This window comes from Oscillibacter ruminantium GH1, assembly GCF_000307265.1.
Classification (GTDB): Bacteria; Bacillota; Clostridia; order Oscillospirales; family Oscillospiraceae; genus Oscillibacter; species Oscillibacter ruminantium.
On record NZ_DF158899.1, the window covers coordinates 88342 to 112560 of the forward strand.

The window sequence follows — 24219 nt, forward strand, 5'->3', positions numbered from 1 at the left end:
TTCCGCTTTCCGTGCGCTATCCCTCCTCCGGGACTGCCTTTTTTGGAGGAAGTCCCTGTATTCATAGTCTCATCATACCATACTTTATGCAGAAATCAACATGTTTTCAAAAAAATTTTTAGGTTTTCTCATTTTTTGTTTGACATCTGTGTTTCTTATGCTATTATGGGGATAGAAAAGAATGAACAACACCGGCAAGTTTTGTTTTCTGTATTGAGTTTAATTAGGAGGTCACAAAATGAATTTCGATGCAATCAAATCCGCCGCCAAGGGCTATGAAGCCGATATGACCAAATTCCTGCGCGATCTGATCGCCATCCCCAGCGAGAGCTGCGAGGAAGAGGGCGTCATCCGCCGCATTGCCGCCGAGATGGAAAAGGTTGGCTTTGACAAGGTTGAGATCGACGGCGAGGGCAACGTTCTGGGCTGGATGGGCCACGGCGAAAAAATCTACGCCTATGACGCGCATATCGACACCGTGGGCATCGGCAACCGGGAAAACTGGCAGTTTGACCCCTATGAGGGCTATGAAAACGACACCGAGATCGGCGGCCGGGGCGGCTCCGATCAGGAGGGCGGCATCGTCTCCTCCGTGTACGGCGCAAAGATCATGAAGGATCAGGGTCTGATTCCCGACGACGTGACCATCCTCGTCACCGGCACGGTGCAGGAGGAGGACTGCGACGGTCTTTGCTGGCAGTACATTCACAACGAAGACAAAATCACTCCCGAGTTCGTCATCTCCACCGAGCCGACCGACGGCGGCATTTACCGCGGTCACCGTGGCCGCATGGAAATCCGCGTGGACGTGCACGGCGTCTCCTGCCACGGGTCCGCTCCCGAGCGGGGCGACAACGCCATCTTCAAGATGGCCGACATCCTTCAGGATGTTCGCGCCCTGAACGAAAACGGCGACGGGGATTCTTATGAAGTCAAGGGCCTTGTGAAGATGCTGAATCCGGCGTTCAACCCCGAGCATTATGAGGACGCGCAGTTCTTGGGCCGGGGCACCGTCACCGTCTCTCAGATCTTCTATACCTCCCCCTCCCGCTGCGCCGTGGCGGACAGCTGCGCCGTGTCTCTGGACCGCCGCATGACCGCGGGCGAGACTTGGGATTCCTGCATTAAAGAAATTGAAAACCTGCCCTCCGTCAAGAAGTACGCCAAGGACGTGAAGGTCTCCATGTATATGTATGACCGTCCGGCATGGACCGGCCTCAAGTATGAGACGGAGTGCTACTTCCCCACTTGGATCAACAAGGAAACCGCTCCCCATGTGCAGGCTCTGGCTGACGCTCACAAGGCCATGTTCGGCGAGCAGCGCATCGGCACGGAAAAGGCCATGGCTCTGCGGAACCGGCCCCTGATCGACAAGTGGACCTTCTCCACCAACGGCGTTTCCATTCAGGGCCGCTACGGCATTCCCTGCGTGGGCTTTGGCCCCGGTGCGGAGTCTCAGGCCCACGCCCCCAACGAGATCACTTGGAAGCAGGATCTGGTGACCTGCGCCGCCGTATACGCCGCCGTTCCCTCTCTGTATAAGGGCAAGGGCAGCGAGGATGTTTGCGAATACCGGGGCGGGAAGACCAACAACGTTATTAAGTAAGAAACTCAGCCTGATTTCAGCTTCCTGTTTTACTTTGAATCATGCCGACTGTTGAAGACAGAAATAAAGCCTAAAAGGAGTCATAGATATGTCTAAGACCATTGAACTTGCCAAGCATCTGGAGCACCTGCACATCAATAACATGTACAAGAACGATTTCTATTGGACCTGGGACAAGACCGACGAGGAACTGGAGGCCATCTTCACCGTGGCCGACGCCCTGCGTGATCTGCGTGAGCGGAACAAGTCCACCCGCATCTTTGATTCGGGCCTTGGCATCTCCATCTTCCGGGACAACTCCACCCGCACCCGGTTCTCCTTCGCCTCCGCGTGCAACCTGCTGGGTCTGAACGTGCAGGATCTGGACGAGAAGAAGTCCCAGATCGCGCACGGCGAAACTGTCCGGGAAACCGCCAACATGGTTTCCTTCATGGCCGACGTGATCGGCATCCGGGACGATATGTTCATCGGTGAGGGCCACAAGTATCAGAAGACCTTTATGGACGCGGTGGCCGAGGGCTATCGGGACGGCATTCTGGAGCAGCAGCCCACGCTGGTAAACCTCCAGTGCGACGTGGATCACCCCACTCAGTGCATGGCCGACATGCTGCACGTCATCCACCAGTTCGGCGGCGTGGAGAACCTGAAGGGCAAGAAGGTCGCCATGACTTGGGCCTATTCTCCCTCCTACGGCAAGCCTCTCTCCGTCCCTCAGGGCGTGATCGGCCTGTTCACCCGGTTTGGCATGGACGTGACGCTGGCTCATCCCGAGGGCTATGACGTGATGCCCGAGGTGGAGGACATTGCCCGCAAGAACGCCGCCGCCACCGGCGGGTCCTTCAAGAAGGTCGCCAGCATGGAAGAGGCCTTCCAGGGCGCGGACATCGTGTATCCCAAGAGCTGGGCTCCCTTTGCCGCCATGGAACAGCGCACCAAGCTCTATCAGGCCGGCGACAGCGCAGGCATCGACCAGCTTGAAAAGCAGCTCTTGGCCCAGAACGCCCAGCACAAGGACTGGGCCTGCACCGAAGAGATGATGAAGAAGACGAAGGACGGCAAGGCGCTGTATCTCCACTGCCTGCCCGCCGACATCACCGGTCTTTCCTGCCCCCAGGGCGAGGTGGATTCCTCTGTGTTCGACCGGTATCTGGTGCCTCTGTACAAGCAGGCCAGCTTCAAGCCCTATGTCATCGCCGCTATGATTATGATGAGCAAGGTCAAAGACCCCGCCGCCGCTTTGATGGCGCTGGATCTGGCAGACGCCAAGCGCAAGCTGTTCTAAGTTCGGAAAATTTTCATTGTTTTCAGTGCCGACGGACCGGCGGCGCTGAAATCTCCCAACGTCGGCACACATACCGACGGCGGCGCGGGTACTGCAAGCAGACCCGCAGCGTGACAAAATGATCCCATTTTGTGGCGGCGGCTATGCCGCCGCCACAATTATTTTTGTTTGAGGAGTTATCCAAATGCCGAAAAAAATTGTAATCGCTCTGGGCGGCAACGCCTTGGGTAAGAATTTGCCGGAGCAGATGATCGCCGTGAAACAGACGGCGAAAGCCATCGTAGACCTGATCGAAGAGGGGCATCAGGTCGTCATCGCCCATGGCAACGGCCCTCAGGTGGGCATGATCAATGTGGCTATGACCACCCTGTCCCGTGAAGACCCCACCCATCCCATGGCCCCCATGTCGGTGTGCACCGCCATGAGTCAGGGCTATATCGGCTATGATCTGCAAAACTCCCTGCGGGAAGAGTTGTTGAATCGCGGAATGAACAAGCCGGTTGCCACCGTTTTGACGCAGGTGGAAGTGGACAAAGCCGACCCCGCCTTCCAGCATCCTTCCAAGCCCATCGGCACTTTTATGACCGAGGAAGAGGCAGAGGAAATGCGCCGCCGCGGCAATGCGGTCATGGAGGACGCAGGCCGGGGCTGGCGGCGGTGTGTGGCCTCCCCCAGACCCATCTCCATTATTGAAATTGAGACAATCCGCGCCATGTCCGACGCGGGACAGGTCGTGGTGGCCTGCGGCGGCGGCGGAATCCCCGTTATGCGCGAGGGAAACCACCTGCGCGGCGCGGGCGCCGTGATCGACAAGGACTTTGCCTCCGAGCTTCTGGCGGAGGAGCTGGACGCCGACAGCCTCATCATTCTCACCGCGGTGGAAAAAGTGGCCGTCAACTTTGGAAAGCCCGATCAGAAATGGCTGGACGCTCTGACCCCGGATCAGGCCCGGCAATATGAGCAGGAGGGCCAGTTCGCCCCCGGCAGTATGCTGCCCAAGGTTCAGGCCGCTGTGAAATTCGCAGAATCCAAAAAGGGTCGTACAGCTCTCATCACCCTTCTGGAAAAAGCACGGGATGGAATTGCGGGAAAAACCGGCACTGCCATTCGGCAGTAAATTGTAGCGTACAAGGCCATTTAAGCGCTTAAAGATCAACCTTTTTGGTATTTTTCTTTCTTTTACACAGCAGTTTGTTGCTTTTTTTCCTCAGAATTTGCAGGTTACTTGTTCTAAATTTGTGAAATCTTAAAAAAGTATTAAATTTGGATTGATATTTCCAAGTCAACCCTGTATGATAGGGACGATAGGGGAAGTCTCCCCTTGTTGATTCGTCAAATTATGAAGGAGGAAATGAAATGAAGAAATTTCTTGCCCTGCTGCTGGCAGGTCTGATGACCGTCAGTCTGGCAGCCTGTGGAGGGCCCGCAGCCCCTGCCGCCAATTCCGGCTCCGCCTCTGCCTCCGGCGCCGCTTCCACCGCTGCCTCTGATTTTAAGGTGGGTGCAATCCTGATCGGCGACGAGAACGAAGGCTACACCTTCGCCCACATGGAGGGCATCAAGGCCGCCTGCGAGACGCTGGGCATCAATACCGATACGAACCTGATCTTCAAGTATACCATTGGTGAGAGTGAAGCCTGCTACGATGCCGCCGTGGACCTTGCGGAGCAGGGCTGCAACGTCATTTTCGCCAACTCCTTCGGTCATGAGACTTACATCATTCAGGCTGCTCAGGAATATCCTGACATCTACTTTGCCCACGCCACCGGCACCCATGCCAAGACCGAGGGCCTTTCCAACTTCTGCAACTTCTTTGACAACATCTACGAGGCCCGTTACATTTCCGGCATCGTGGCCGGCATGAAGCTGAAGGAAGTGATGGACTCCGGTGCCGTCACCGATCCCTATGTGGGCTACGTGGGCGCTTATCCTTACGCGGAAGTGGTTTCCGGCTATACCGCGTTCTTCCTGGGCATCAAGTCCATTGTCCCCACTGCCCACATGGACGTGACCTACACCAACTCTTGGTTCGACATCACCGCTGAGGGTGAGGCCGCCAACTCTCTGATCAGCCGCGGCTGCGTCATCATCGGCCAGCACGCCGACTCCACCGGCGCTCCCTCCGCTGTTCAGGCCGCCCACGACAAGGGCAATGCCAACGTCTTCTCCGTGGGTTACAACGTGGATATGCTCTCCGTTGCTCCCGATGTGGCTCTGACCTCTCCCCAGAACAACTGGGAAGTCCCCTATGAGGAGATCATCAAGACCGCTATGGACGGCGGCACTCTGGAAACCGACTATTGCAACGGCTATGCTGAGAACGGCGTTATGATCTCCACCTTGGGCAGTGCCTGCGCTCCCGGCACTCAGGAGGCTGTTGACGCTGCAATTGCCGCCATCAAGGACGGCTCCCTGCATGTGTTCGACACCGCCAACTTCACCGTGGGTGGTCAGCCTGTCACCAACGCTTTTGCTACCGACACCGACGGCGACTTCACCAACGACGCCGATGAGGCCATCATTGACGGCTACTATCACGAGTCTTACTTCCAGTCCGCTCCGTCCTTCTCTCTGCGGATCGACGGCATCACCGAGCTGAACTAAGCAATTGCAACTTACAACGAGGAGACTGCCGAAAGGCAGCCTCCTCGTTTTTTATCTTTTTTCTGAAAGGTCGCCCTTTTGTGGAATTCCCACAAGCTTATACGTAATTGCTAAAAAAAAATAATGATAACTAACAATTATTTTCGGTTTTCGATTTACAAGGCTGTAAAACCATGGTATACTGTGATAACACGATGAGGGAGTCGGTACAACCCATCCGGCCGTGCGCTTGCGCCCCTCAGCTTAATGCCTTTTGGGCAGGAAGGATGGTCTTCTTTGGAAACTATAACTGCGGTCGAAATGAAGCATGTCACCAAGCGTTTCGGCGAGGTCGTCGCAAACGACGAGGTTGATCTTAAGCTTCTGCGCGGAGAGATCCTCTCCCTCTTGGGGGAAAACGGTAGTGGCAAGACCACGCTGATGAACATGCTCTCCGGCATCTATTACCCTGACGATGGCCAGATTTACGTCAACGGAAAGGCTGTGACCATCCGTTCCCCCAAGGATGCGTTTGATCTGGGGATCGGCATGATCCATCAGCACTTCAAGCTGGTGGATGTGTTTACCGCCGCGGAAAATATCGTTCTTGGTCTGAACGAGGGCGGCAGGCTGGACCGTAAGGTCATCGCCGCAAAGGTCAAGGAGATCGCCGACCGGTACGGCTTTGACATTGACCCCAATCAAAAGGTCTATGATATGACCGTGTCCCAGAAGCAGACGGTGGAGATCGTGAAGGTCCTCTACCGGGGCGCGGACATTTTAATTTTGGATGAACCCACTGCCGTTTTGACTCCGCAGGAAACCGACAAGCTGTTTGCGGTTATGCGGAATATGAAGGCAGACGGAAAAGCCCTTGTCATCATCACCCACAAGCTCCATGAGGTTATGGACGTGTCCGACCGGGTGGCGGTGCTGCGCAAGGGCAAGTACATAGGGGACGTGGCCACCTGCGACACAGATCCCCAAAAGCTCACCGACATGATGGTGGGCCGGGCGGTCGAATTGAATATCGACTGTCCCAAGGCGGAAAAGGTGACGGAGCGCATTGAGGTCCAGCATCTCACCGTGCGGGATAAGGACGGCATCCCCCGCCTCAGCGACGTGAGCTTTACCGCTCGGGGCGGCGAGATTCTCGGCATTGCCGGTATCTCCGGCTCCGGCCAGAAGCAGCTGCTGGAGGCCATTGCCGGTTTGCAGCCCTGCGCTCCGGAAAGCCACATCCTCTACAAGGATGAGCAGTGGAATCCGGACGCTCCCGCGGACGATCTGGAAAACCAGAAGCATGTCCACGAACTGATTGGCAAAAGTCCGCTGGATATTTCTAAGATGGGCGTGGCTCTGTCCTTCGTGCCAGAGGACCGGCTGGGCATGGGCTTGGTCGCCAACATGGATTTAACGGACAACATGCTCCTGCGCAGCTATCTAACCGGCCGGGGTATTTTTGCTGACCGGAAAAAGCCGAAGAAGCTGGCGGAAGACGTGGTTGAAGAGTTGGAGGTCGTCACCCCCAGCATTACCACGCCGGTGCGCAAGCTCTCCGGCGGCAACGTGCAAAAGGTGCTGGTAGGCCGGGAGATTGCCATGGACCCCACGGTGCTCATGAGCGCTTACGCCGTCCGCGGTCTGGACATCAACACTTCATACACCATTTATAACCTGATGACGGAGCAAAAGCTGAAGGGTGTCGCCGTGATTTACGTGGGCGAGGATTTGGACGTACTGCTGGAGCTGTGCGACCGGATTCTGGTTCTGTGCGGCGGACAGGTCAGCGGCATCGTTCCTCGGGAAGAAGCCACAAAAGAAGGCATCGGTCTGTTGATGACCCAGTTCAGGAAGGAGGCGCAGGTATGAGCAATTCCGCAGTTGAGCGCGGCGAGCCTCTCATCCACGTTTCCAAACGGGTTGGCATCGCCCAGAGCAAGGCTTGGGCCATTCGCGGAGCCGCGCTGGTTCTGGCGCTGATGATTTCCGGTCTCGTAATTTTCTCCATTGTTCACCTCAGCCCCCTGAAGGTTTATGGTGCCATGTTCGAGGGCGCTTTTGGAACCTCCCGCCGGGCTTGGGTCACCATTCGGGACGCCATGATGATGCTCTGCGTTGCCGTGGGTCTTGCCCCGGCATTCAAAATGCGTTTTTGGAACATCGGCGCAGAAGGGCAGATTCTGGTAGGCGCCATTGCCACCGCGGCCTGTATGATTTATCTGGGCAATTCTCTGCCCACGCCTGCGCTGCTGGCGGTGATGATGGTCGTCTCTGTCATCGCGGGCGGAGTCTGGGGCTTGATCCCCGGCGTGTTCAAGGCCCGCTGGGGCACGAATGAAACGCTGTTCACCCTGATGATGAACTACGTCGCCATCCAGCTCACCAGCTTTGCCGTTTCCAAATGGGAAACACCCATCGGGTCAAACTCCGTGGGTATCATCAACCAGAAGAGCAACGCCGGCTGGTTCCCTCCCATCTTCGGGCAGGCATACACGCTGAATGTCGTCATCGTGCTGACTCTGGCGGTTCTAATGTACGTATATCTCAAATACTCCAAGCAGGGCTATGAGATCTCCGTGGTGGGTGACAGTGAAAACACTGCCCGGTATGCCGGCATCAGTGTGCGGAAGGTCTATATCCGCACCATGTTCCTCTCCGGTGCAATCTGCGGCATTGCGGGCTTTTTGGCCGTCTCCGGCTCCTCCCACACCATTTCTGTGGATACTGCCGGTGGGCGCGGTTTTACTGCCATTATCGTGGCGTGGCTGGCAAAGTTCAATACGTTTGTGATGATTCTGTTCTCGTTCCTGCTGATGTTCTTGGAAAAGGGCGCGGTGGAGATCGCCTCCCGGTACAACCTGAACAGCTTCGTCTCGGACATTATCACCGGCATTTTGCTGTTCTGCATCTTAGGCAGCGAGTTCTTCATCAACTACAAGGTCAGCTTCCGCCGCAAGCACAGCTGAGGGAGGGTGGATATATGACACAATTTATTTCCCTGTTCCAAGCCGCCATCATGTTCGGCTCCGTCATCATGTTCGGCGCGCTGGGTGAAATTCTCACGGAACGGTCCGGCAACCTGAATCTGGGCGTTCCCGGCATCATGTACTTAGGCGGCATTGCAGGCCTGATCGGTTCGTTTTTCTATGAGGCATCCACCACTTCCCCCTCCCCCGTTGTGGGAATGCTGATCGCGCTGGTGTGTGCATTCGGCATGGCGGCGCTGGGCGGACTGATTTTCAGCTTCCTGACCATTTCCCTTCGGGCCAATCAAAACGTCACCGGTCTGACGCTGACCATTTTTGGCGGCGGCGTTGCCAACTTCTTCGGCGGCAGCCTCAATAAGCTGGCTGGCGGCGTGGGTCAGATCTCTGTGGCCGCTACCTCCTCTGCCTTTCGGACTGCCACCCCCTTGGCGGGGATGGGGACCGCAGGCAAGCTGTTCTTCTCTTACGGATTCCTCGCCTACGCGGCGATTGTGATCGCAGTGTTCCTGCACTACTTCATGAGCCGGTCCCGCAAGGGACTAAATCTGCGGGCTGTGGGTGAAAATCCCGGCACGGCCGATGCGGCGGGCATCAACGTCACCCGCAACAAGTATCTGGCCACCTGCATGGGCGCGGGCGTTTCGGGTCTTGGCGGTCTTTACTATGTGATGGACTATACGAAAGGCACTTGGGCCAACGACGGCGGAATTGAGTCTCTTGGCTGGCTTGCCGTGGCGCTGGTTATTTTCGCCACTTGGAAGCCCCTCAACGCTATCTGGGGTTCCTACCTGTTCGGCCTGCTGTTCTGGATGTATTTCTACATTCCCGGCTTGAACCGCAGCTCTCAGGAACTGTTCAAAATGCTGCCCTACATCGTGACTCTGGTGGTTTTGGTAGCGGTTTCTCTTCGTAACAAGAAGGAAAATCAGCCGCCTGCGTCTCTGGGCCTTCCCTATTTCCGCGAGGAACGCTAAAGCGATCATTCCCAGCAGGAACTTCCGAACAAGTCTTGTAAGTAAATATTTAAGAGGAGAACCCGGTGTGACTTAGGTCACACCGGGTCCTTTATGTCCAGAGGCACGCGATCTCTTCGGCTTGACTGCCGCAGTTGTGTGTGCGCGGCCAGAGCCATATCGCTTCTGAGGTGTTTTTTCGGATTTTTCCAGTATCATCATTGGCCATTCCGATTTTTCAACGGTAACGGTATGCCCCATCAGTTTTTCGATATCTTTTAAATAGGGAATTTCATCATAGTCGCAGAAGCTGACGGCAATCCCCCCCAATCCGGCGCGGCCGGTTCTTCCAATGCGGTGAATATAAGTTTCCGGTTCGTTCGGCAATTCATAGTTAAATACGTGGGACAGCTCAGGAATATCAATTCCCCGCGCCGCAATATCCGTTGCAACAAGAATTTTGATATCTCCGCTTTTGAATCGTTTCAGCGCAGTCTGTCTTGCCGTCTGGCCCTTATTTCCATGAATCGCCATCGCAACCATACCGGCCTTGGCCAGCTCCTTGACCACCTTATCGGCGGCATGCTTTGTCCGGGTGAAAACCAGCGCACTTCCAACATCACGTGCGCGCAGCAGCTTTTTCAGCAGGTGGCGCTTGTTTCCCTTGTCAATCAAGTACACATATTGTTGAACGGAGGCGGCTGTGCTGGTCACGGGGTCAACTTTCACCGTAACCGGATCGTGAAGAATGGTCTTTGCAAGGGCCTCAATCTCTGTTGGCATGGTTGCGCTGAAAAGGAGCGTCTGCCGATTCTTGGGCAGTGCGCGCAGGACTTTTTTTACATCATGGATAAAACCCATATCCAGCATCCTGTCGGCTTCATCCAACACAAAAATTTGGATCTGAGAAATGTCAACATAGCCTTGGTTCATGAGGTCACACAGCCGTCCCGGGGTTGCAATCAGAATATCCGTTCCGCGCTGCAGCCGTTCAACTTGGGGCACTTGGCTGACACCGCCAAAGATAACCGTACAGCGGAGGGACAGGTTCGATCCATAGTCTTCAAAATTCTCTTGAATCTGAATCGCTAATTCTCTTGTGGGCGTTAAAATCAGTGCTTTAATGAACTTTCCACGTTCTGACGCAAGATTCTGAAGAATCGGAAGCGCGAATGCGGCGGTTTTGCCCGTGCCGGTTTGGGCGCATCCGATCAAATCCCTTTTCTGCAAGAGAAAAGGAATTGCTTTCTGCTGAATCGGCGTGGGCGTTGTGTAATTCTGGCGGTCAATGGCCTTTAAAATAGGTGCTGTTAAATTCAATTCTTTAAATGTCATTTTGTTCTCTTCATTCTAAAATATCAGAATAGACGGCATCCATGCACACGGCATAAGTACCCTCTATTTTGTACAGTTAAAAAAGTGGTTTCCGTCAATCAAAATCAACGGAAACCACTTTGCTTCTTTGATAACACAGTTTTATAGTATACCACAAATCTCACAAAATGAAAAGGTGTTTTTTTATTTATAAGCAAAACTCCGGACGCCCGATCAGATTTGTCATCGTCCCCACCGTGATCTTGTTGGGACTTTCTTCGTTTGACATCGGTCATTGCGTTCCGCCGCACCGGCTTAACGCGCCAACTTCCCTGCGTCAGATTTTTTACACTTTTCCCCTTCACTGAAAACAATTTGCATATTTTTTAGGGATTGAACAACACTAAGCATATTGCAAAACGAAATGAAAGGTGTTGCTGAATATGAGTAATCTTGGATGTAGCGTGCATTCTTGCGGAAATAACTGTTCTGGCCTTTGCTGCCTGTCCTCCATTGACGTTACCGGGGGCAGTGCAACGTCCAGCAGCGAAACTTCCTGCCGTTCCTATCGCCCCGCCAGCGGAGCAACCAACAGCGCAGAGGATCCTGCTGCAAGCCCTTCCACCAACATCAGCTGCAAAGCCAGCAACTGCAAGCACAATGACAACTGCAGATGCAGTGCATCCCGCGTTACCATTGATAACTGCGGGTGCGGCAACGGCGCGGGATGCCAGACTTTCGAGAAATAATTCTCCCTAACGAGGTGGTTTCATGTCATATGTAAGTCCAAAATTGCATCAGCAATTTGAATCTCTATCGATTGACCTTAAAAACGAAATTCTTTCGCGTAACGTGCAGCTCAACAACTTGAATGATCTCATTGCCGTGCTTCAGCAAATTATTAATGACGAGGAATCCGCCACTTAATTGTGGCGGATTCCTTTTTGCAGCTTATAACTGAAAGCTCCCATTTAAATGTTTCATTGCGGGGTCCATCGGAAAAAGGAAATCACGGCAAATTCCCTGCCGTAACCCATCATTCTCGATTCAGTCTGCGGCTGTTCCACCCCAAACTTTCTTATGCGCATTATCCCTCATTCTCCGCCGGGTTTTTCACGCCGTTTTCCGGTCTATTCGCCCCGCGACTCCTTCAGGTCTTCTTTTTTCTTCCGGCGGCGCTGGTTCTCCCTCTTCCAATCATTTAGCAATGACTGCGCTCCGCTTTTAATGAACAGCACACTGACGGCATAATTCAAGGCGTCGCGCGTCTCCTTATCCAGCCCCACCATCGCTTTCAGCATCACGGCGGCCGTCTTGGCCCCCTGCGCCCGCATCTCGGCCAATGTCGCCGCGCCGGTGGAGGACAGCACTTCAAACAGCGCGTCGGTAAACCGCTCCCGCTGTTCCTGATTGAGACTGTCCACCCACTCCTTCAACGCCTTGTCGTTCGTCTCCACACCGGAGAGATCATCCATCCTCACAAATTCCGGTCCCTTGACACACCATGAAAATCCGTCGTGCTGCAAGACTCCCACCTGCGTGGAGTCCACCACAATAAAATCCTCCTCATGCTCCATCAACAGACCCACCACGGAGGATTTGGGTAAAATCGTAAAAATCCGGTCCGCCACCCGTCGGTGCTCTTCCCGGCTCAAAAGCGTCTCCCGAAAGCCGGGACCGTCGTTGTTGTAGACGGCAAGCAAACGATTCTGGATGGATTTCCCACAGTTAACCGCGCTGTAAACCGCCAGATTTCCGCCCTTGGAATGTCCGCCCAGATACAGCTTCCAGCCCCGATACCGAGCGGCCGCCCGCTTGACATAGTCCACTGCCCGCACCTGAGAGGGAACCGTGTCCAGCAGAGCCATATCAAAATCTTCTTTCCAGCCCACCAGCGTGTCGTCCGTTCCCCGAAAAGAGAGATAAGCGGCGCGCCCCGGCAGTTCCACTGTGATTGCGGCAAACTGCTCCGCCCGCGCCTCGTCCAGATGCTCTTCACAACAGCTCAGAATCAAATCTCCAAACCGTGCGGAGGTACACATTTTTTCCAGCATAGCAGGAATCAGCTCTGGAACCAGTACACTGCTTTCCAGCTTCTTGTCCCGCCCGTCGGAAAAATACCGCGCCGCCGCGTCCCGCAGAACGACCCCCGCCCCTTCGCCAACGCCGGGGACAATCCCATGGAAATCCACAAAGGCCAGCTCCGCAAAAATCAAATTATCAATCTCATTGAAGGGCGCGCTCAAAAAGGTAAGATCTCCCCGCCAGTCCAGATAGTCCATCAGATTTGACATTGGTGTTCCTCCCGTCTTCAGTCTCTCTTCATTATACTCAAATTTTTAATTTTGAAAAGCAAATGCAACTTCGCGCAGAGATTATATCCGGCTTTCGCGGTCTTTGCTCAACATTCCCAGAAATCCACGGGTCTATTTCAGACAGGCCCTTCATAGGCTGTACCATCTTTACGGACAGAGGTGTACGGCATGGAACAAATCAGAAACGAAGTGGAACTGTGCGGCACGATAACCGCACCGCCAGTCTTCTCCCACGAAAATCACGGCGTTAAATTTTACAGCGTCTCTCTCTGGGTCGAGCGTCTTTCCGGGCAGTCGGATACGCTCCCAATTCTTCTGCGCGCTCCCCTTCCCGCGGCAGTTGAGGTGGGGGCAAGGGTTCGGGTCTTGGGCCAGCTCCGGTCCTTCAATAATAAGAGCGGACTTGGAAGCCGCCTGATACTTACCGTCTATGCCATGACTGTGGAGCCTTGGGCGGATGCGCCGGTAAACCGTGTGATTCTTTGCGGAACCCTGTGTAAACCTCCGGTCCTCCGCCGAACGCCTCTTGGCCGCAGTATCTGCGACGTGATGCTGGCCGTTGGGCGGCGGTATGGGCGCGCGGATTACCTGCCCGTGATTGTCTGGGGCCAGTTGGCTCAAACCGTCAGTCACAAAATCGTGGGGGACATTTTGGGAATTGAGGGACGCTTCCAAAGTCGGGTCTATACAAAGGTGATAGACGGCGTTCCCCAGCAGCGGACAGCCTATGAGGTCTCCGTAATGCATTTACTTGAGGAACCATCACCGGATTGATGGCATCTATTTTCGGTTCATTTGTTTTAAGGTAACACCGCACAGAGATTGCAAGCAAGCTGTGCATAAAACTGCTAGGCGTTCTTTGTGCAGTGTTGCCTTAAATTTAAGTGGGATGAACGCTTCGCCGCTCCTGCACGATATTGGAGACTTATAAAGCCGCACCGCATTTGAAGCAACCTCAAGCCGTTAGAGCGCATGATATGCTGTCTAACAAGTGGTTGCCGTTCATTTGCGGTGCGGCTTTTCATGCTTGTGGGTTTGATCGAACGCATTTTTCTCAACTTTCTCTTTCTCCATAATCTCTCGGACCGCTCACAATATCCGTTCAAACGCCGCGAAATTGGCCTACCGCCCCTCTTATTCGTCATTTTATGCGGAGTTCAATTTGACTTTGGAATATTTTGTGGTATAATAATACAAAAGTTTGTTTTTTTGTAACTTCCCGCCCTTTTATGTGAAAACGCAATTGCTTCCGTGCCGTCTCGCGGTTTGGAATATCTGTCGATAAGCAGGAGTGAGAAAAATGTCGGAAGGTTCCTCTTTAAACTTCAAAAAATTATTTGGTGGCTTTCGTTCGCGCAGCACTTCTTGCGAACCGGAGCCTCCGGAAACGCCTGCTCTTCAGGAGCAGGAACCCACGCCGCCTTTGGAACCTCCTGCCCCCGTGCAAGAGGAAAAGGACGCCTTTGGAGTCCCTTCCGGCAACCCTCTGGCAAAGGTCTGGGCGTTGTGCAACCAGCCGGGGACACCGACCCTGAACCCCCGGTTCGCGCCCGACTGCGGCCGTGCCGTTCCGGAAAACGCACTGGAGAAAAACTTCTATAAGATTTTAAGGCAGCTGTCTACCCTGTCCCAATCATGGCTGGACATGGAAGCCAGCGCTGCGCAGGCTCGCGATGAGGCAGACGCTGCCGCAGCAGCCGCTCGCGCGGAAACCGACAACGCCGAAGCCCCGTCGCAATCTGACCAGGCAGAACCTGTGGATGCACCGATTGAGGAAACAGCCAAAGCTGATCCTTCGTTGGTATCCGACCAAGCAGAAACGGACGACAAGCCCGAGGGTACGGCAATCCAAGAAACCGTGCCGCCCGCGCCGCTGGATGTGGACGAGATGGCTCAAGTGCTCGTCTCAGGCGACGGCATGGTGGTTTGGATGCTTCTGCTGCCTCCCAGCGGAAACGGGAGACGTCTCAGTGTGGCGGATGGCGAGGCACTGCTGCGGGATGCCAACGTCACCGTGGGCATAGATCAAGACGCCCTGCAAGCAATTTTTGATAACAAAACTTACTTCTGTCTCTGCCCTGTGGCATGGGGAACACCCCCCATCTGCGGCAAGGACGGCTGGACAGAGGACCACTTTCAGCGGAATTTTGTCCGGGGTATGGGAAACACGGACACCGGAACCGTGGACTATCGCGCTCAAAGCAATGTACAAGCCATCTCAAAGGACGCTGTAATCTGCGACATCTATCCTCCCGTGGAGGGGATTGCCGGTCTGCGGGTAGACGGCGTTGCCGTCCCGCCGCCGCCGGTAAAGGAGGCCGCAGTTCCCGCAGGCAGCAATACGGTGCTCAGCGAGGACGGAACCAAGCTGCTGGCCGGTATTGACGGATTTTTGGAATTCAGGGGCAATCTTTTTGAGGTAAAAAATCTCTTGAACATCACCTCCGATGTGGATTACTCCACCGGAAACATTGATTTTCGCGGAGATGTAACCATCCGCGGCGACGTGCGGGAGCAATTTTCCGTGAAAGCCACGGGAAATATCACCATAGACGGGCTGGTCGAGGCCGCCACAGTGGAAGCCGGAGGCGATGTAGTCATCTCCAACGGCGTATCCGGCAATGGGCAGGCAGTCATTCGCGGCAACCATGTTCGAGCAAAATATGTGGAAAACAGCACGGTTTTCGCAGACACGCTGGAAGCTGACTACATCTTATCCTCCCGCATCTCCTGTACCGATTCGATCCTCGCTTCCGGAAGCCGGGGCGCTATCATCGGCGGAGAGGTGATCGCCGCCAAAAACATCAAGGCCAGCCGCGTCGGCTCGCAGTCGGGTTCCCCCACGGAGATTATCTTAGGCGTTCAGCCGAAGCTCCGAGAAGAACTGAACGCCAATCGCAAGCAGCTGATGAACATTCGCACAGAATCGTCGGAGCTTGTTAAGCGGGTTGCTTATCTGAAAAACCGGATGGAGCGGAGTCGTCCGGATGAACGATCCATCAAAAAAATTCAGGCAGCGGAACTCCGCCTGTCCCAACTGGCAGAGGATGGCGCGTCGCTTCTATCCTGCCAGAGGATGCTGATGGAGCAGCTGAACGGTCTGGCCCACTGCCGGTTGGAAAGCGGCTTGGTATATCCCGGTGTTCGGCTGACCATCGGCGGCGTCAGCCAGAATATCGAAGCTGCCATCAACAAGTGCGTTGCCGTCTTCGATGCGGAAGAGCACAACATCAAATTCGTGTGACCGAATGCAGATTTTAAACGACAGGCTGTCGGAGATTTCTCCAACAGCCTGTCGTTCTTTCGTTATTTCTGTTCCTTGCGCTGCTCCGCCTCTACCAAATCCGCCAGAGAAAACCGGTCGATATACTGGTTAATCACCGCATACAGTCCCGACCAGAAATCCAGTGTCCCACACTGGTCACAGCGCTCACAGTGATTCTCCGGCCCTTCCAGACACGCCACAGGGGCTAGATTTCCCTCGGTCAGGCGCAGAATTTCTCCCACCGTGTAGTCCTCCGGCGCACGGGCCAGACGATAACCACCCTGAGGTCCGCGGGCGCTGTGGACAAATCCGGCCTTGCTGAGCAGGCCCACGATCTGCTCCAAATATTTCAGGGAAATATCCTGCCGCGCCGCCACTTCCTTCAGCGACACCGGCGAACTGCCCGGCCGACGGGCAAGATCGATCATCAGCCGCAAGGCGTAGCGGCCTTTTGTGGATATCCGCATGAAATCCCTCCGTTCTTATTCCTATAATGCCATAGGAATTTAGGGATTTCAAGTGAAACTTTTATTTTCCTATTTATAAGCTGTCTGTTTCAGCGCTTACTTCTCAGAACAGAGCCTGTCAGCGCCGCAAATGGTCATTATCCTGTAAAAAATCCCATTTATAGTGGGTGACAGGCTGATTACAGTTGCTTGAAAAACAAAAATGCGTTATACTAATAATCTATGTATGAAATTCTGATGATAAATTTTTGACGAGCGGAGGCCTCTCTATGAAGCTCATGGCCATTGATGGCAACAGCATTCTCAACCGCGCATATTACGGCATCCGCCCCCTCAGCACCCGGGACGGGCTGTATACCCATGCGATTTACGGTTTTTTAACCACCCTTCTGCGTCTTCGGGACGAGGAGCAGCCAGATGCGGTGTGCGTGGCCTTTGACCTCCACGCCCCTACCTTCCGGCACAAGGCGGACGCAGATTACAAGGCCACCCGCAAACCCATGCCGGAAGAGCTGCGGATGCAGGTTCCGGTGCTTAAAGAGGTACTGGACGCGCTGAACATCCCCCGGTATGAAGCGGAGGGCTGGGAGGCCGACGACTGGCTGGGCACGATCTCCCGAAAGTGCGAATCGGCGGGCTGGGACTGTGTGGTGGTAACGGGAGACAAGGATTCTCTCCAGCTTATCACGGAGAAGACCAAGGTAAAACTCGTCTCCACCCGCATGGGGCAGACCACCACCAAGGATATGACCCAGTCGGCCTTCCGGGAGCAGTACGGCTTTGATCCCATCCACATGATTGACCTAAAGGCCCTGATGGGTGACAGCTCCGACAATATCCCCGGCGTTCTGGGGGTCGGAGAAAAGACCGCCATGGACCTGATCCAAAAATACGGCTCCATTGACACCATTTACGAAAAGCTGCCGGACATCGACGCCAAACCCGCCGCCATTAGAAAACTGACCGAGGGGCAGGAGGCAGCCCGCCATTCCTATTGGCTGGCCACCATTGTCACCGACGCGCCGCTGGACTTTTTCCCGGAGGACAACCGGGTACAAGCCCCCGGAGAGGACGCCTATCCCCTATTCCTGCGGCTGGAGTTTTCCAAGCTGATCGAGCGCTTCGGCCTGCGGCAGGACGCGCCCGCTCCCACAGAGCGGGAACCCGACAATGTCACCACCGTGGAACAAGTGACCGGCGAAACAAGAGCCGGGGAACTGCTGGAGCTGTGGCGAAACAGCGATCATGTCTCCCTGCTGACACTGCCGGACTTGTCCGGAGTAGCGGTGTACTGCGACACCGGAGCAGATACCGCCATCATGGCGGAGCTGTTTTTCGACCGCTATCAGGGGGATTGGAACGGTCTTCTCTCCGCCCTGTTCTCCGGCGGCATCAAAAAAGTCTCCCACAATATAAAGGATTTGATGCGCCTGCTGCTGACAAACGGCCTGCCCATCGAGGGCTTTGTCTTCGACACGGCCATTGCCGCCTACCTGCTGGACGCAACAGCGGGAAGCTATGACCTTGCCCGTCTGTTCGTATCCTACTTTAACGAGGAACTGCCCAAGCCCCTGTACCTCCAGTCGGACGCATTCGCCCTGCTGGGCGACCGGGCGGCGGCGGAAGCGTCTTTTGACAGCTACGCCACCGCAGTGGACGCGCTGTATGACGTACTGTCTGCAAAGCTCCATGAGCGGGGACAGTGGGAGCTGTTTGAGACTGTGGAGCTGCCCTTGTGCCGGGTTCTGGCGGAGATGGAGCAGACCGGCTGCCGGGTGGATGCAAAAGCCCTGTCTGATTTCGGAGAGCTGCTCAGCAGCCGGGCAAAAGAACTGGAAACGAAAATCTACCAGCTGGCGGACGGTGAATTCAACATCAACTCTCCCAAGCAGCTGGGCGAGGTGCTGTTTGATCGTCTGGGTCTGCCCCACGGAAAAAAGACAAAAACCGGCTGGTCCACCAATGCGGACGTACTGGAAAAGCTGCGTTGGGTAAGTCCCATCGTGGACGCGGTGATGGAATACCGCCAGCTGACAAAGCTGAAATCCACCTATGCCGACGGGCTTTTAAAGGCTCTTGATCCCGACGGCCGGGTGCGCACCAGCTTCCAGATGACCGTTACCGCCACGGGGCGGCTCTCCTCCACCGAGCCAAATCTGCAAAACATCCCCACCCGGACAGACCTTGGCAGCGAAATTCGAAAGATGTTTGTCCCCGATAACGGAAACGTTCTGGTGGACGCGGACTATTCCCAGATTGAACTGCGGCTTCTGGCCCATATTTCCGGGGACGAGGGGATGCGCGCCGCCTTCCTCTCCGGTGGGGATTTCCATGCCGAAACCGCCTCCAAGGTCTTCGGTGTGGCCCGGGAGGACGTGACCCACGAGATGCGCCGCCGCGCCAAGGCGGTCAACTTCGGCATTGTATACGGCATCTCCCCCTTCTCCCTCAGTCAGGACATCGGCGTAACCCAAAAAGAGGCGAAGGCCTATATGGACGCGTATTTCGCCACATTCCCCGGCGTGCGGGCCTATATGGATGCAGTGGTGGAGAAGGCCAAGGCAGACGGATACGTGGAGACTCTGTACCACCGCCGCCGGGACCTGCCCGAGCTGACAGCAAGCAACTTCAACCTCCGCTCCTTTGGAGAGCGGGTAGCGTTGAACATGCCCATTCAGGGCACCGCCGCCGACATTATGAAGCTGGCGATGATCGCGGTGTGGAAACGACTGAAAGCAGAGCGTCCGCAGGCAAAGCTGGTTCTTCAGGTTCACGATGAACTGATCGTGGAATGTCCCAAAGAGGACGCACCGGCCGTCAGCCAGTTGCTGGCGGAGGAGATGGAGCACGTTGCGGCGTTGTCCGTCCCCCTGACCGCCGATGCCCATTGGGGCCGAAACTGGCTGGAGGCCAAGGGCTGAAGCCCATAGAAATTGATTCTGCCCCGGCAGTTTTGGGAAAGAGGAAACCTATGGAACAACGAAAACAGGTACGCATCGTCCCCATAAGTGGGGATCATTTGGATGAGATTGCGGCGCTGGAAAAGATTTGCTTCTCCACGCCTTGGTCCCGAGCCATGCTGGCAGAGGAATTGGATAACGCCTGTTCCGCCTTTCTCACGGCACTGGATGAAGACGGCCGCGTGATCGGTTACGCAGGACTGCAGGTGGTGCTGGACGAGGGCTATATCGCCAACATTGCCGTTCGTCCGGAGGACCGGCAAAAGGGCGTAGCCTCCCAGCTTTTGCAGGTCTTCATTGACTTTGCCCGCGGAAACAAGCTGGCATTTTTAACGCTGGAGGTCCGCCCCAGCAACACAGCGGCCATCGTACTTTACGGGCACCATGGCTTTCGCACCGCCGGTCGGCGGAAAAATTACTATGAGCATCCCAAGGAGGACGCGCTCATCATGACATTGGAGTTTGACTATGGAACTGAGAACGGCATCCCCAGCGGAACTGAAAACAGTTTATGAAACCTTTTTGCGCTCTTCCTTCCCGCCTGCGGAGCTAAAACCTCTGCGGGCCATGATGGACATGTATAACGACGGGTGTTATGACCCGCTGGTACTGGTGGACGGCGAAGAGATTATGGGTGCGTGCTTTTTATGGCTGGGTGTCCCCGGCTGGGCGCTTCTGGATTATCTATGCGTCTCCCCCACCCGGCGCAGCGGCGGATACGGCGCGAAAATTTTGCAATTGATGCGGCAAGCCTATGCCGGCTGGACGATTATCGGGGAGGCGGAAGACCCGGCGTTTTCTCCCGACCCGGCCATGGCGGAACGCCGTCTTGGATTTTACACCCGAAACAACACCCTCATCGCCGCTTACGACTCCGAGGCGTTCGGCGTGCGGTACAAAACGCTTTACTGGTCCGACAATCCTGTGGACGAGGCGGAGCTTGCCCTTCAGCACCGTTTCATCTATGAGAGCTCCTTTGGCGAGGAAAAATATGCAAAATATGTGCGGATCCCCTGCCCCGCCGGCGCAAAGCCTATGCCGCAGATACCTTGGGACCAATAACGGTCCCCGGAAAGAGAGATCGCAATGAAAATTCTTGCTTTTGAATCCTCCTGTGACGAGACGGCCGTAGCCGTGGTGGAGGACGGACGGCAAATTTTGTCCGATGCCATCGCCTCTCAGGCAGATATGCACGCGCTGTATGGCGGTGTGGTGCCGGAGATCGCCTCCCGGAAGCATGTGGAGGTCATCGCAGCGTTGACAGAGCAGGCACTGAACGACGCAGGCTGCGGAAAGGATGATATCGACGCCGTGGCCGTCACCTATGCGCCGGGACTGATCGGCGCGGTGCTGGTGGGTCTGAGCTTCGCCAAATCCGTGGCCTATGCGTGGGGCAAGCCGCTGATCCCCGTCCACCACGTCCGGGGCCACATCGCCGCCAATTATCTGGCCTTCCCAGAGCTGGAGCCGCCCTTTCTGGCGCTGGCCATCTCCGGCGGCAACACGCTGATCGTGGACGTGCGGGACTACACCGATTTAAAAATTCTGGGCGCCACCCGGGATGATGCCGCCGGCGAGTGCTTCGACAAAGCCGCCCGCGTTTTGGGACTGCCCTATCCCGGCGGGAAGCCCATGGACGAGCTGGCCCAGCAATCTCAGGGCGGCGTGTACACACTCCCCCGTGCCCATGTGGACGGCGCAGAACTGGATATGAGCTTTTCCGGGCTGAAAACTGCGGTGGTCAACCTTTCCCACCATGCGGAACAGACCGGGGAAGCGCTGGATCGGGCGGCGCTGGCGCGGGACTTTACCAACGCCGTCAGCGGCGAGTTAGTTCCCCGTGCTATGAAAGCCCTGGCGCAGACAGGCTACAAAACCATGTGCGCCGCCGGAGGCGTGGCTGCCAACTCCATCATCCGTGCGGATTTGGAGGCAGCCTGCAAAAAGGCGGACTGCCAGCTCTACCTGCCGCCGCTGCGCCTTTGCGGTGATAACGGCTCCATGATTGGCGCACAGGGATATTACGAGTTTCTTGCGGGCCATACGGCAGACATGGCGTTGAATGCCTTTGCCACCCGCGATATCGACGCCTGACTGGATTCAGAGGGATCGTTTCTGCAAAGCAGAAACGATCCCTCTATTTTTATAGAGCAAAACCTTCCCCCAGTCGAGCCGATAGCCCCGGCCTTCCACAGCCGCTCAATCCTGTCTGGATATTTTTCGGGTGTTTTTTGCAGCATGCACTCCAAAAATGAATATTGCGAATTTATGAACAAGCCTTGTAAAGCGAGTCAACTTGCACTTTTGCATCGGGCTTATTTTTTCTATTAATTTCAAAGAAAATCCTCCGATTTTTTCGTAAAGAACGTATAAATTTTCCGAATTAAAATATTATGTAAATTATTTTGTCAATTTTAGTCGCCTAGTTTTTTCAATACAAGGAAACCCATTTTTACCCAATTTATTAAAATTTGTTTATTTATCAACGATTTACAGGCTGTTGAAAACCCTGTGGAAAAAGTGGATAACTTTTTGTAGTCTCAAGTTACAAAATATGTTATGTAAATTTATTTTTTTGTTTCAACCTTTTTATTGTTATTTATTTTTAGTTCTCCGACAATTTCAAAGCAGAGATTTTGGGGGTTTCAGAGTAAAGATGTAGCTTTGGCTTTGGATGCGCAAAGCCTCTGGTCAAATCGCTGATTTTTTCCTGCAATATTTCTTGCAAAAATACCACTTGTAATATTCGCTTTCATCCTCAATATACACTCAAGTGCCCCACTGTCTATCTTTCGCAAAATTCTTCCGCAGAATTATATTGACGCTCTGACAAAAATGTGGTATCCTATTTAAGGTTTTGAGTTACACTGCTTATCTACTGCTTGTCTTGCTTTAGTTCTGTTTATGGAGCAGGAGTTTTGGTCAGCTTAAGCGAATCAAATGCGCCGATGTGGCTCAATGCTGAAGCAGCTCGCTCATAATTTGAGTGCCAATTAAATATGCTACTGTGGCTCAGTTGGTAGAGCAGCTGATTCGTAATCAGCAGGTCGCCGGTTCAAGTCCGGCCAGTAGCTCCAGAAAGAAGTCTTGAGGAATCAAGGCTTCTTTCTTTTTTAGTATAGAGCTGCACTCAACGAGCGCTTTTTTCTTGCATTCTGCGGATTGCCGCGTTTTAGCCTTTAATGAGATTTCTGCTCCTGCAAGGGGACCGAAAACGCTGGCAGCACAATCTTTTTGGTTATGAAATGCTGACATGGAAGCGGCCCTCTGGTTTCCTCCAAAGAGCCGCTTGCTTTATAGATTGTGCCAATGTACCCCGGAGGCGCCGGGCAGCGCTTTTCCGAAGTCCTTATGGAAAATCCGAATCGCACAGGCATCTCAGAGCCCAGCAAGCGTGGCCGTGCGGTTGCCCTGTCCACGTTTGGACTCCTCAAATCGGTCATGCATCAGCGGAAGGAGCTTTCCAATACGGTTGAGATATGTCAGCAGGATCAGCATGAAAATCAGGGAAAGAATGTAGGAAAACAGGACGCACAGCACCCAGCCGATCAGGATTCCAATAAAATTGACCAGAATGACCAACTGCAGCAAAATGACGGCCCGCCCCATATGATAGAGATCTGTGGCAAAATCCTGATGGCCCACATCGGCCGCCATCTTGTAAAATCCACGGAACATCAGAGAAATAATCGCCAGATCTACCAGCAGACCGAATGCCGAGTAGGCGGCTGAGAACCACAGTGAAAACTCGACGGGATTCATTCCGCTCACATGGGCGGCAGCCACCTGATAAAAGTCAATCAGGCACAGCGCAATGGAAACGGTCGTGGGGATAATTTCCAGCTTAAAATCCGCAGACAATTTGGAAAAATACAAAAAGCCGGCCAGTAACAAGCCGTATCCCAAAACATCCGGTAGAATATCAAATCCCCGCACGGTAAAATCCAGAATAATGAGAAAGTACCCCCAGAAAAATAATCGAAGTCTTTTATAGTTCATCGTATGTAACCACCTATCGTCAATCTGCGGGCCGGAATGCCCCGCATTATTTGATTCTACCGAACAGGGACGCATTCTCTGGAAGGGAAAAATTTAAAGCCCGCAGTGTGTAAAGCGTCTCCATCGCGTATTCCCGGCCCTGACACGCAGCAGCCTCCCGGCAGTTGCCCGGAACCTCCACGCGCGCGTAGTAACTGTGGTTTCGTCGTTTGCCATGCAGTGCCTTAATCAATCCCGCCACGCTCATGATGGAGTCGGATCGGCCCATGATATCCGCCGCAGTCACAGAAAAGACGGCAGCGCATTGCCCGCATCGAAATAGGACCCGCGTGGTCAGTCCGTAAGTTTCTCTGGTCGTCCACGCAGGAATTTCTGACCTACAAAAAGGACAAGTTGGAAGGTTTTCCCCGGCAAATATTCCGATGGACGGGTCGGAGGGCACCTGACGGAACCCACTTTCGTAATCTGGCATGAATGTTTCCCTC

The 24219-nt window shown here is 54.5% G+C and carries 19 protein-coding genes and 1 tRNA gene; 15 read left to right on the top strand and 5 right to left on the bottom strand.

The window, feature by feature from the left end:
* Positions 1 to 238: 238 nt before the first annotated feature.
* The 7 genes from ON16_RS10655 (at position 239) to ON16_RS10685 (ending at position 9435) form a co-directional block, all read left to right on the top strand.
* Entirely contained in the window at positions 239 to 1606 is a 1368-nt protein-coding gene (locus ON16_RS10655; RefSeq protein WP_040662196.1) for a YgeY family selenium metabolism-linked hydrolase, read from the top strand.
* Between the two features lie 88 nt (positions 1607 to 1694).
* Complete coding sequence (gene ygeW / locus ON16_RS10660; protein WP_040662200.1) at positions 1695 to 2888, top strand: knotted carbamoyltransferase YgeW; 1194 nt, start codon at positions 1695 to 1697, stop codon at positions 2886 to 2888.
* Between the two features lie 184 nt (positions 2889 to 3072).
* Positions 3073 to 4005, top strand: a complete 933-nt coding sequence (gene arcC, locus ON16_RS10665; RefSeq protein WP_040662203.1) for a carbamate kinase — start codon at positions 3073 to 3075, stop codon at positions 4003 to 4005.
* 239 nt (positions 4006 to 4244) lie between these two features.
* On the top strand, positions 4245 to 5492 hold the full coding sequence (locus tag ON16_RS10670; protein WP_040662207.1) for a BMP family ABC transporter substrate-binding protein: 1248 nt from the start codon (positions 4245 to 4247) through the stop codon (positions 5490 to 5492).
* A 300-nt stretch (positions 5493 to 5792) separates the two neighbouring features.
* Complete coding sequence (locus ON16_RS10675) at positions 5793 to 7343, top strand: ABC transporter ATP-binding protein (protein WP_040662212.1); 1551 nt, start codon at positions 5793 to 5795, stop codon at positions 7341 to 7343.
* Positions 7340 to 8440: an ABC transporter permease gene (locus tag ON16_RS10680; protein WP_040662215.1), complete on the top strand. Its 1101-nt coding sequence runs from the start codon at positions 7340 to 7342 to the stop codon at positions 8438 to 8440. The genes ON16_RS10675 and ON16_RS10680 overlap by 4 nt, the downstream gene beginning before the upstream one ends.
* A 14-nt stretch (positions 8441 to 8454) precedes the next feature.
* The gene (locus ON16_RS10685; protein WP_040662218.1) at positions 8455 to 9435 is read left to right on the top strand and encodes an ABC transporter permease; all 981 of its coding nucleotides are present in this window, start codon (positions 8455 to 8457) and stop codon (positions 9433 to 9435) included.
* A 72-nt stretch (positions 9436 to 9507) separates the two neighbouring features.
* Here ON16_RS10685 and ON16_RS10690 read toward each other — a convergent pair whose 3' ends face one another.
* On the bottom strand, positions 9508 to 10749 hold the full coding sequence (locus ON16_RS10690; RefSeq protein WP_081579666.1) for a DEAD/DEAH box helicase: 1242 nt from the start codon (positions 10747 to 10749) through the stop codon (positions 9508 to 9510).
* A 422-nt stretch (positions 10750 to 11171) separates the two neighbouring features.
* Here ON16_RS10690 and ON16_RS10695 point away from each other — a divergent pair, with 422 nt between their 5' ends.
* Positions 11172 to 11477 carry a DUF1540 domain-containing protein gene (locus ON16_RS10695; RefSeq protein ID WP_081579667.1) on the top strand — a complete coding sequence of 102 codons (306 nt, stop codon included), beginning with the start codon at positions 11172 to 11174 and terminating at the stop codon, positions 11475 to 11477.
* A 381-nt stretch (positions 11478 to 11858) separates the two neighbouring features.
* On the opposite strand, the gene ON16_RS10705 is transcribed toward ON16_RS10695, so the two are convergent.
* Positions 11859 to 13022, bottom strand: coding sequence for an Mbeg1-like protein (locus ON16_RS10705; RefSeq protein ID WP_040662223.1), 1164 nt, complete (start codon positions 13020 to 13022; stop codon positions 11859 to 11861).
* 189 nt (positions 13023 to 13211) lie between these two features.
* On the opposite strand from ON16_RS10705, the gene ON16_RS10710 reads away from it, so the two are divergent.
* Both ON16_RS10710 and ON16_RS10715 read left to right on the top strand, forming a co-directional pair.
* On the top strand, positions 13212 to 13817 hold the full coding sequence (locus ON16_RS10710) for a single-stranded DNA-binding protein (RefSeq protein ID WP_040662224.1): 606 nt from the start codon (positions 13212 to 13214) through the stop codon (positions 13815 to 13817).
* Between the two features lie 649 nt (positions 13818 to 14466).
* The gene (locus ON16_RS10715; RefSeq protein ID WP_158441616.1) at positions 14467 to 16287 is read left to right on the top strand and encodes a flagellar assembly protein A; all 1821 of its coding nucleotides are present in this window, start codon (positions 14467 to 14469) and stop codon (positions 16285 to 16287) included.
* Positions 16288 to 16349: 62 nt separating this feature from the next.
* On the opposite strand, the gene ON16_RS10720 is transcribed toward ON16_RS10715, so the two are convergent.
* Complete coding sequence (locus ON16_RS10720) at positions 16350 to 16775, bottom strand: RrF2 family transcriptional regulator (protein ID WP_040662229.1); 426 nt, start codon at positions 16773 to 16775, stop codon at positions 16350 to 16352.
* A gap of 269 nt (positions 16776 to 17044) precedes the next feature.
* On the opposite strand from ON16_RS10720, the gene polA reads away from it, so the two are divergent.
* The 5 genes from polA to ON16_RS10745 all read left to right on the top strand — a co-directional run bounded on the left by polA (position 17045) and on the right by ON16_RS10745 (position 22812).
* Positions 17045 to 19696 (top strand): DNA polymerase I, encoded by a 2652-nt coding sequence (gene polA, locus ON16_RS10725; RefSeq protein ID WP_040662232.1) that lies wholly within the window; start codon positions 17045 to 17047, stop codon positions 19694 to 19696.
* Between the two features lie 50 nt (positions 19697 to 19746).
* A complete protein-coding gene (gene rimI, locus ON16_RS10730; protein WP_040662233.1) occupies positions 19747 to 20250 on the top strand; it encodes a ribosomal protein S18-alanine N-acetyltransferase in 504 nt (167 codons plus the stop codon).
* Positions 20204 to 20797 (top strand): GNAT family N-acetyltransferase, encoded by a 594-nt coding sequence (locus ON16_RS15065; RefSeq protein WP_051131693.1) that lies wholly within the window; start codon positions 20204 to 20206, stop codon positions 20795 to 20797. The genes rimI and ON16_RS15065 overlap by 47 nt, the downstream gene beginning before the upstream one ends.
* Before the next feature lie 24 nt (positions 20798 to 20821).
* Positions 20822 to 21829, top strand: coding sequence for a tRNA (adenosine(37)-N6)-threonylcarbamoyltransferase complex transferase subunit TsaD (tsaD, locus tag ON16_RS10740; RefSeq protein ID WP_040662236.1), 1008 nt, complete (start codon positions 20822 to 20824; stop codon positions 21827 to 21829).
* Positions 21830 to 22736: 907 nt separating this feature from the next.
* Positions 22737 to 22812: transfer RNA gene (locus ON16_RS10745), tRNA-Thr, on the top strand.
* Positions 22813 to 23113: 301 nt separating this feature from the next.
* On the opposite strand, the gene ON16_RS10750 is transcribed toward ON16_RS10745, so the two are convergent.
* Positions 23114 to 23734 carry a hypothetical protein gene (locus ON16_RS10750; protein WP_040662239.1) on the bottom strand — a complete coding sequence of 207 codons (621 nt, stop codon included), beginning with the start codon at positions 23732 to 23734 and terminating at the stop codon, positions 23114 to 23116.
* A gap of 46 nt (positions 23735 to 23780) precedes the next feature.
* Positions 23781 to 24206 (bottom strand): hypothetical protein, encoded by a 426-nt coding sequence (locus ON16_RS10755; protein ID WP_040662241.1) that lies wholly within the window; start codon positions 24204 to 24206, stop codon positions 23781 to 23783.
* Between the last annotated feature and the right edge of the window lie 13 nt (positions 24207 to 24219).

What these genes read in the sequence shown, in the direction of transcription:
- ON16_RS10720 (WP_040662229.1), bottom strand. Translation starts at nt 16,775, where the DNA reads ATGCGGATATCCACAAAAGGCCGCTACGCCTTGCGGCTGATGATCGAT.
- tsaD (WP_040662236.1), top strand. Translation starts at nt 20,822, where the DNA reads ATGAAAATTCTTGCTTTTGAATCCTCCTGTGACGAGACGGCCGTAGCC.
- ON16_RS10670 (WP_040662207.1), top strand. Translation starts at nt 4,245, where the DNA reads ATGAAGAAATTTCTTGCCCTGCTGCTGGCAGGTCTGATGACCGTCAGT.
- ON16_RS10705 (WP_040662223.1), bottom strand. Translation starts at nt 13,022, where the DNA reads ATGTCAAATCTGATGGACTATCTGGACTGGCGGGGAGATCTTACCTTT.
- ON16_RS15065 (WP_051131693.1), top strand. Translation starts at nt 20,204, where the DNA reads ATGGAACTGAGAACGGCATCCCCAGCGGAACTGAAAACAGTTTATGAA.
- polA (WP_040662232.1), top strand. Translation starts at nt 17,045, where the DNA reads ATGAAGCTCATGGCCATTGATGGCAACAGCATTCTCAACCGCGCATAT.
- ON16_RS10675 (WP_040662212.1), top strand. Translation starts at nt 5,793, where the DNA reads ATGAAGCATGTCACCAAGCGTTTCGGCGAGGTCGTCGCAAACGACGAG.
- ON16_RS10685 (WP_040662218.1), top strand. Translation starts at nt 8,455, where the DNA reads ATGACACAATTTATTTCCCTGTTCCAAGCCGCCATCATGTTCGGCTCC.
- ON16_RS10710 (WP_040662224.1), top strand. Translation starts at nt 13,212, where the DNA reads ATGGAACAAATCAGAAACGAAGTGGAACTGTGCGGCACGATAACCGCA.
- ON16_RS10750 (WP_040662239.1), bottom strand. Translation starts at nt 23,734, where the DNA reads ATGAACTATAAAAGACTTCGATTATTTTTCTGGGGGTACTTTCTCATT.
- ON16_RS10690 (WP_081579666.1), bottom strand. Translation starts at nt 10,749, where the DNA reads ATGACATTTAAAGAATTGAATTTAACAGCACCTATTTTAAAGGCCATT.
- rimI (WP_040662233.1), top strand. Translation starts at nt 19,747, where the DNA reads ATGGAACAACGAAAACAGGTACGCATCGTCCCCATAAGTGGGGATCAT.
- ON16_RS10755 (WP_040662241.1), bottom strand. Translation starts at nt 24,206, where the DNA reads ATGCCAGATTACGAAAGTGGGTTCCGTCAGGTGCCCTCCGACCCGTCC.
- ygeW (WP_040662200.1), top strand. Translation starts at nt 1,695, where the DNA reads ATGTCTAAGACCATTGAACTTGCCAAGCATCTGGAGCACCTGCACATC.
- arcC (WP_040662203.1), top strand. Translation starts at nt 3,073, where the DNA reads ATGCCGAAAAAAATTGTAATCGCTCTGGGCGGCAACGCCTTGGGTAAG.
- ON16_RS10695 (WP_081579667.1), top strand. Translation starts at nt 11,172, where the DNA reads ATGAGTAATCTTGGATGTAGCGTGCATTCTTGCGGAAATAACTGTTCT.
- ON16_RS10655 (WP_040662196.1), top strand. Translation starts at nt 239, where the DNA reads ATGAATTTCGATGCAATCAAATCCGCCGCCAAGGGCTATGAAGCCGAT.
- ON16_RS10680 (WP_040662215.1), top strand. Translation starts at nt 7,340, where the DNA reads ATGAGCAATTCCGCAGTTGAGCGCGGCGAGCCTCTCATCCACGTTTCC.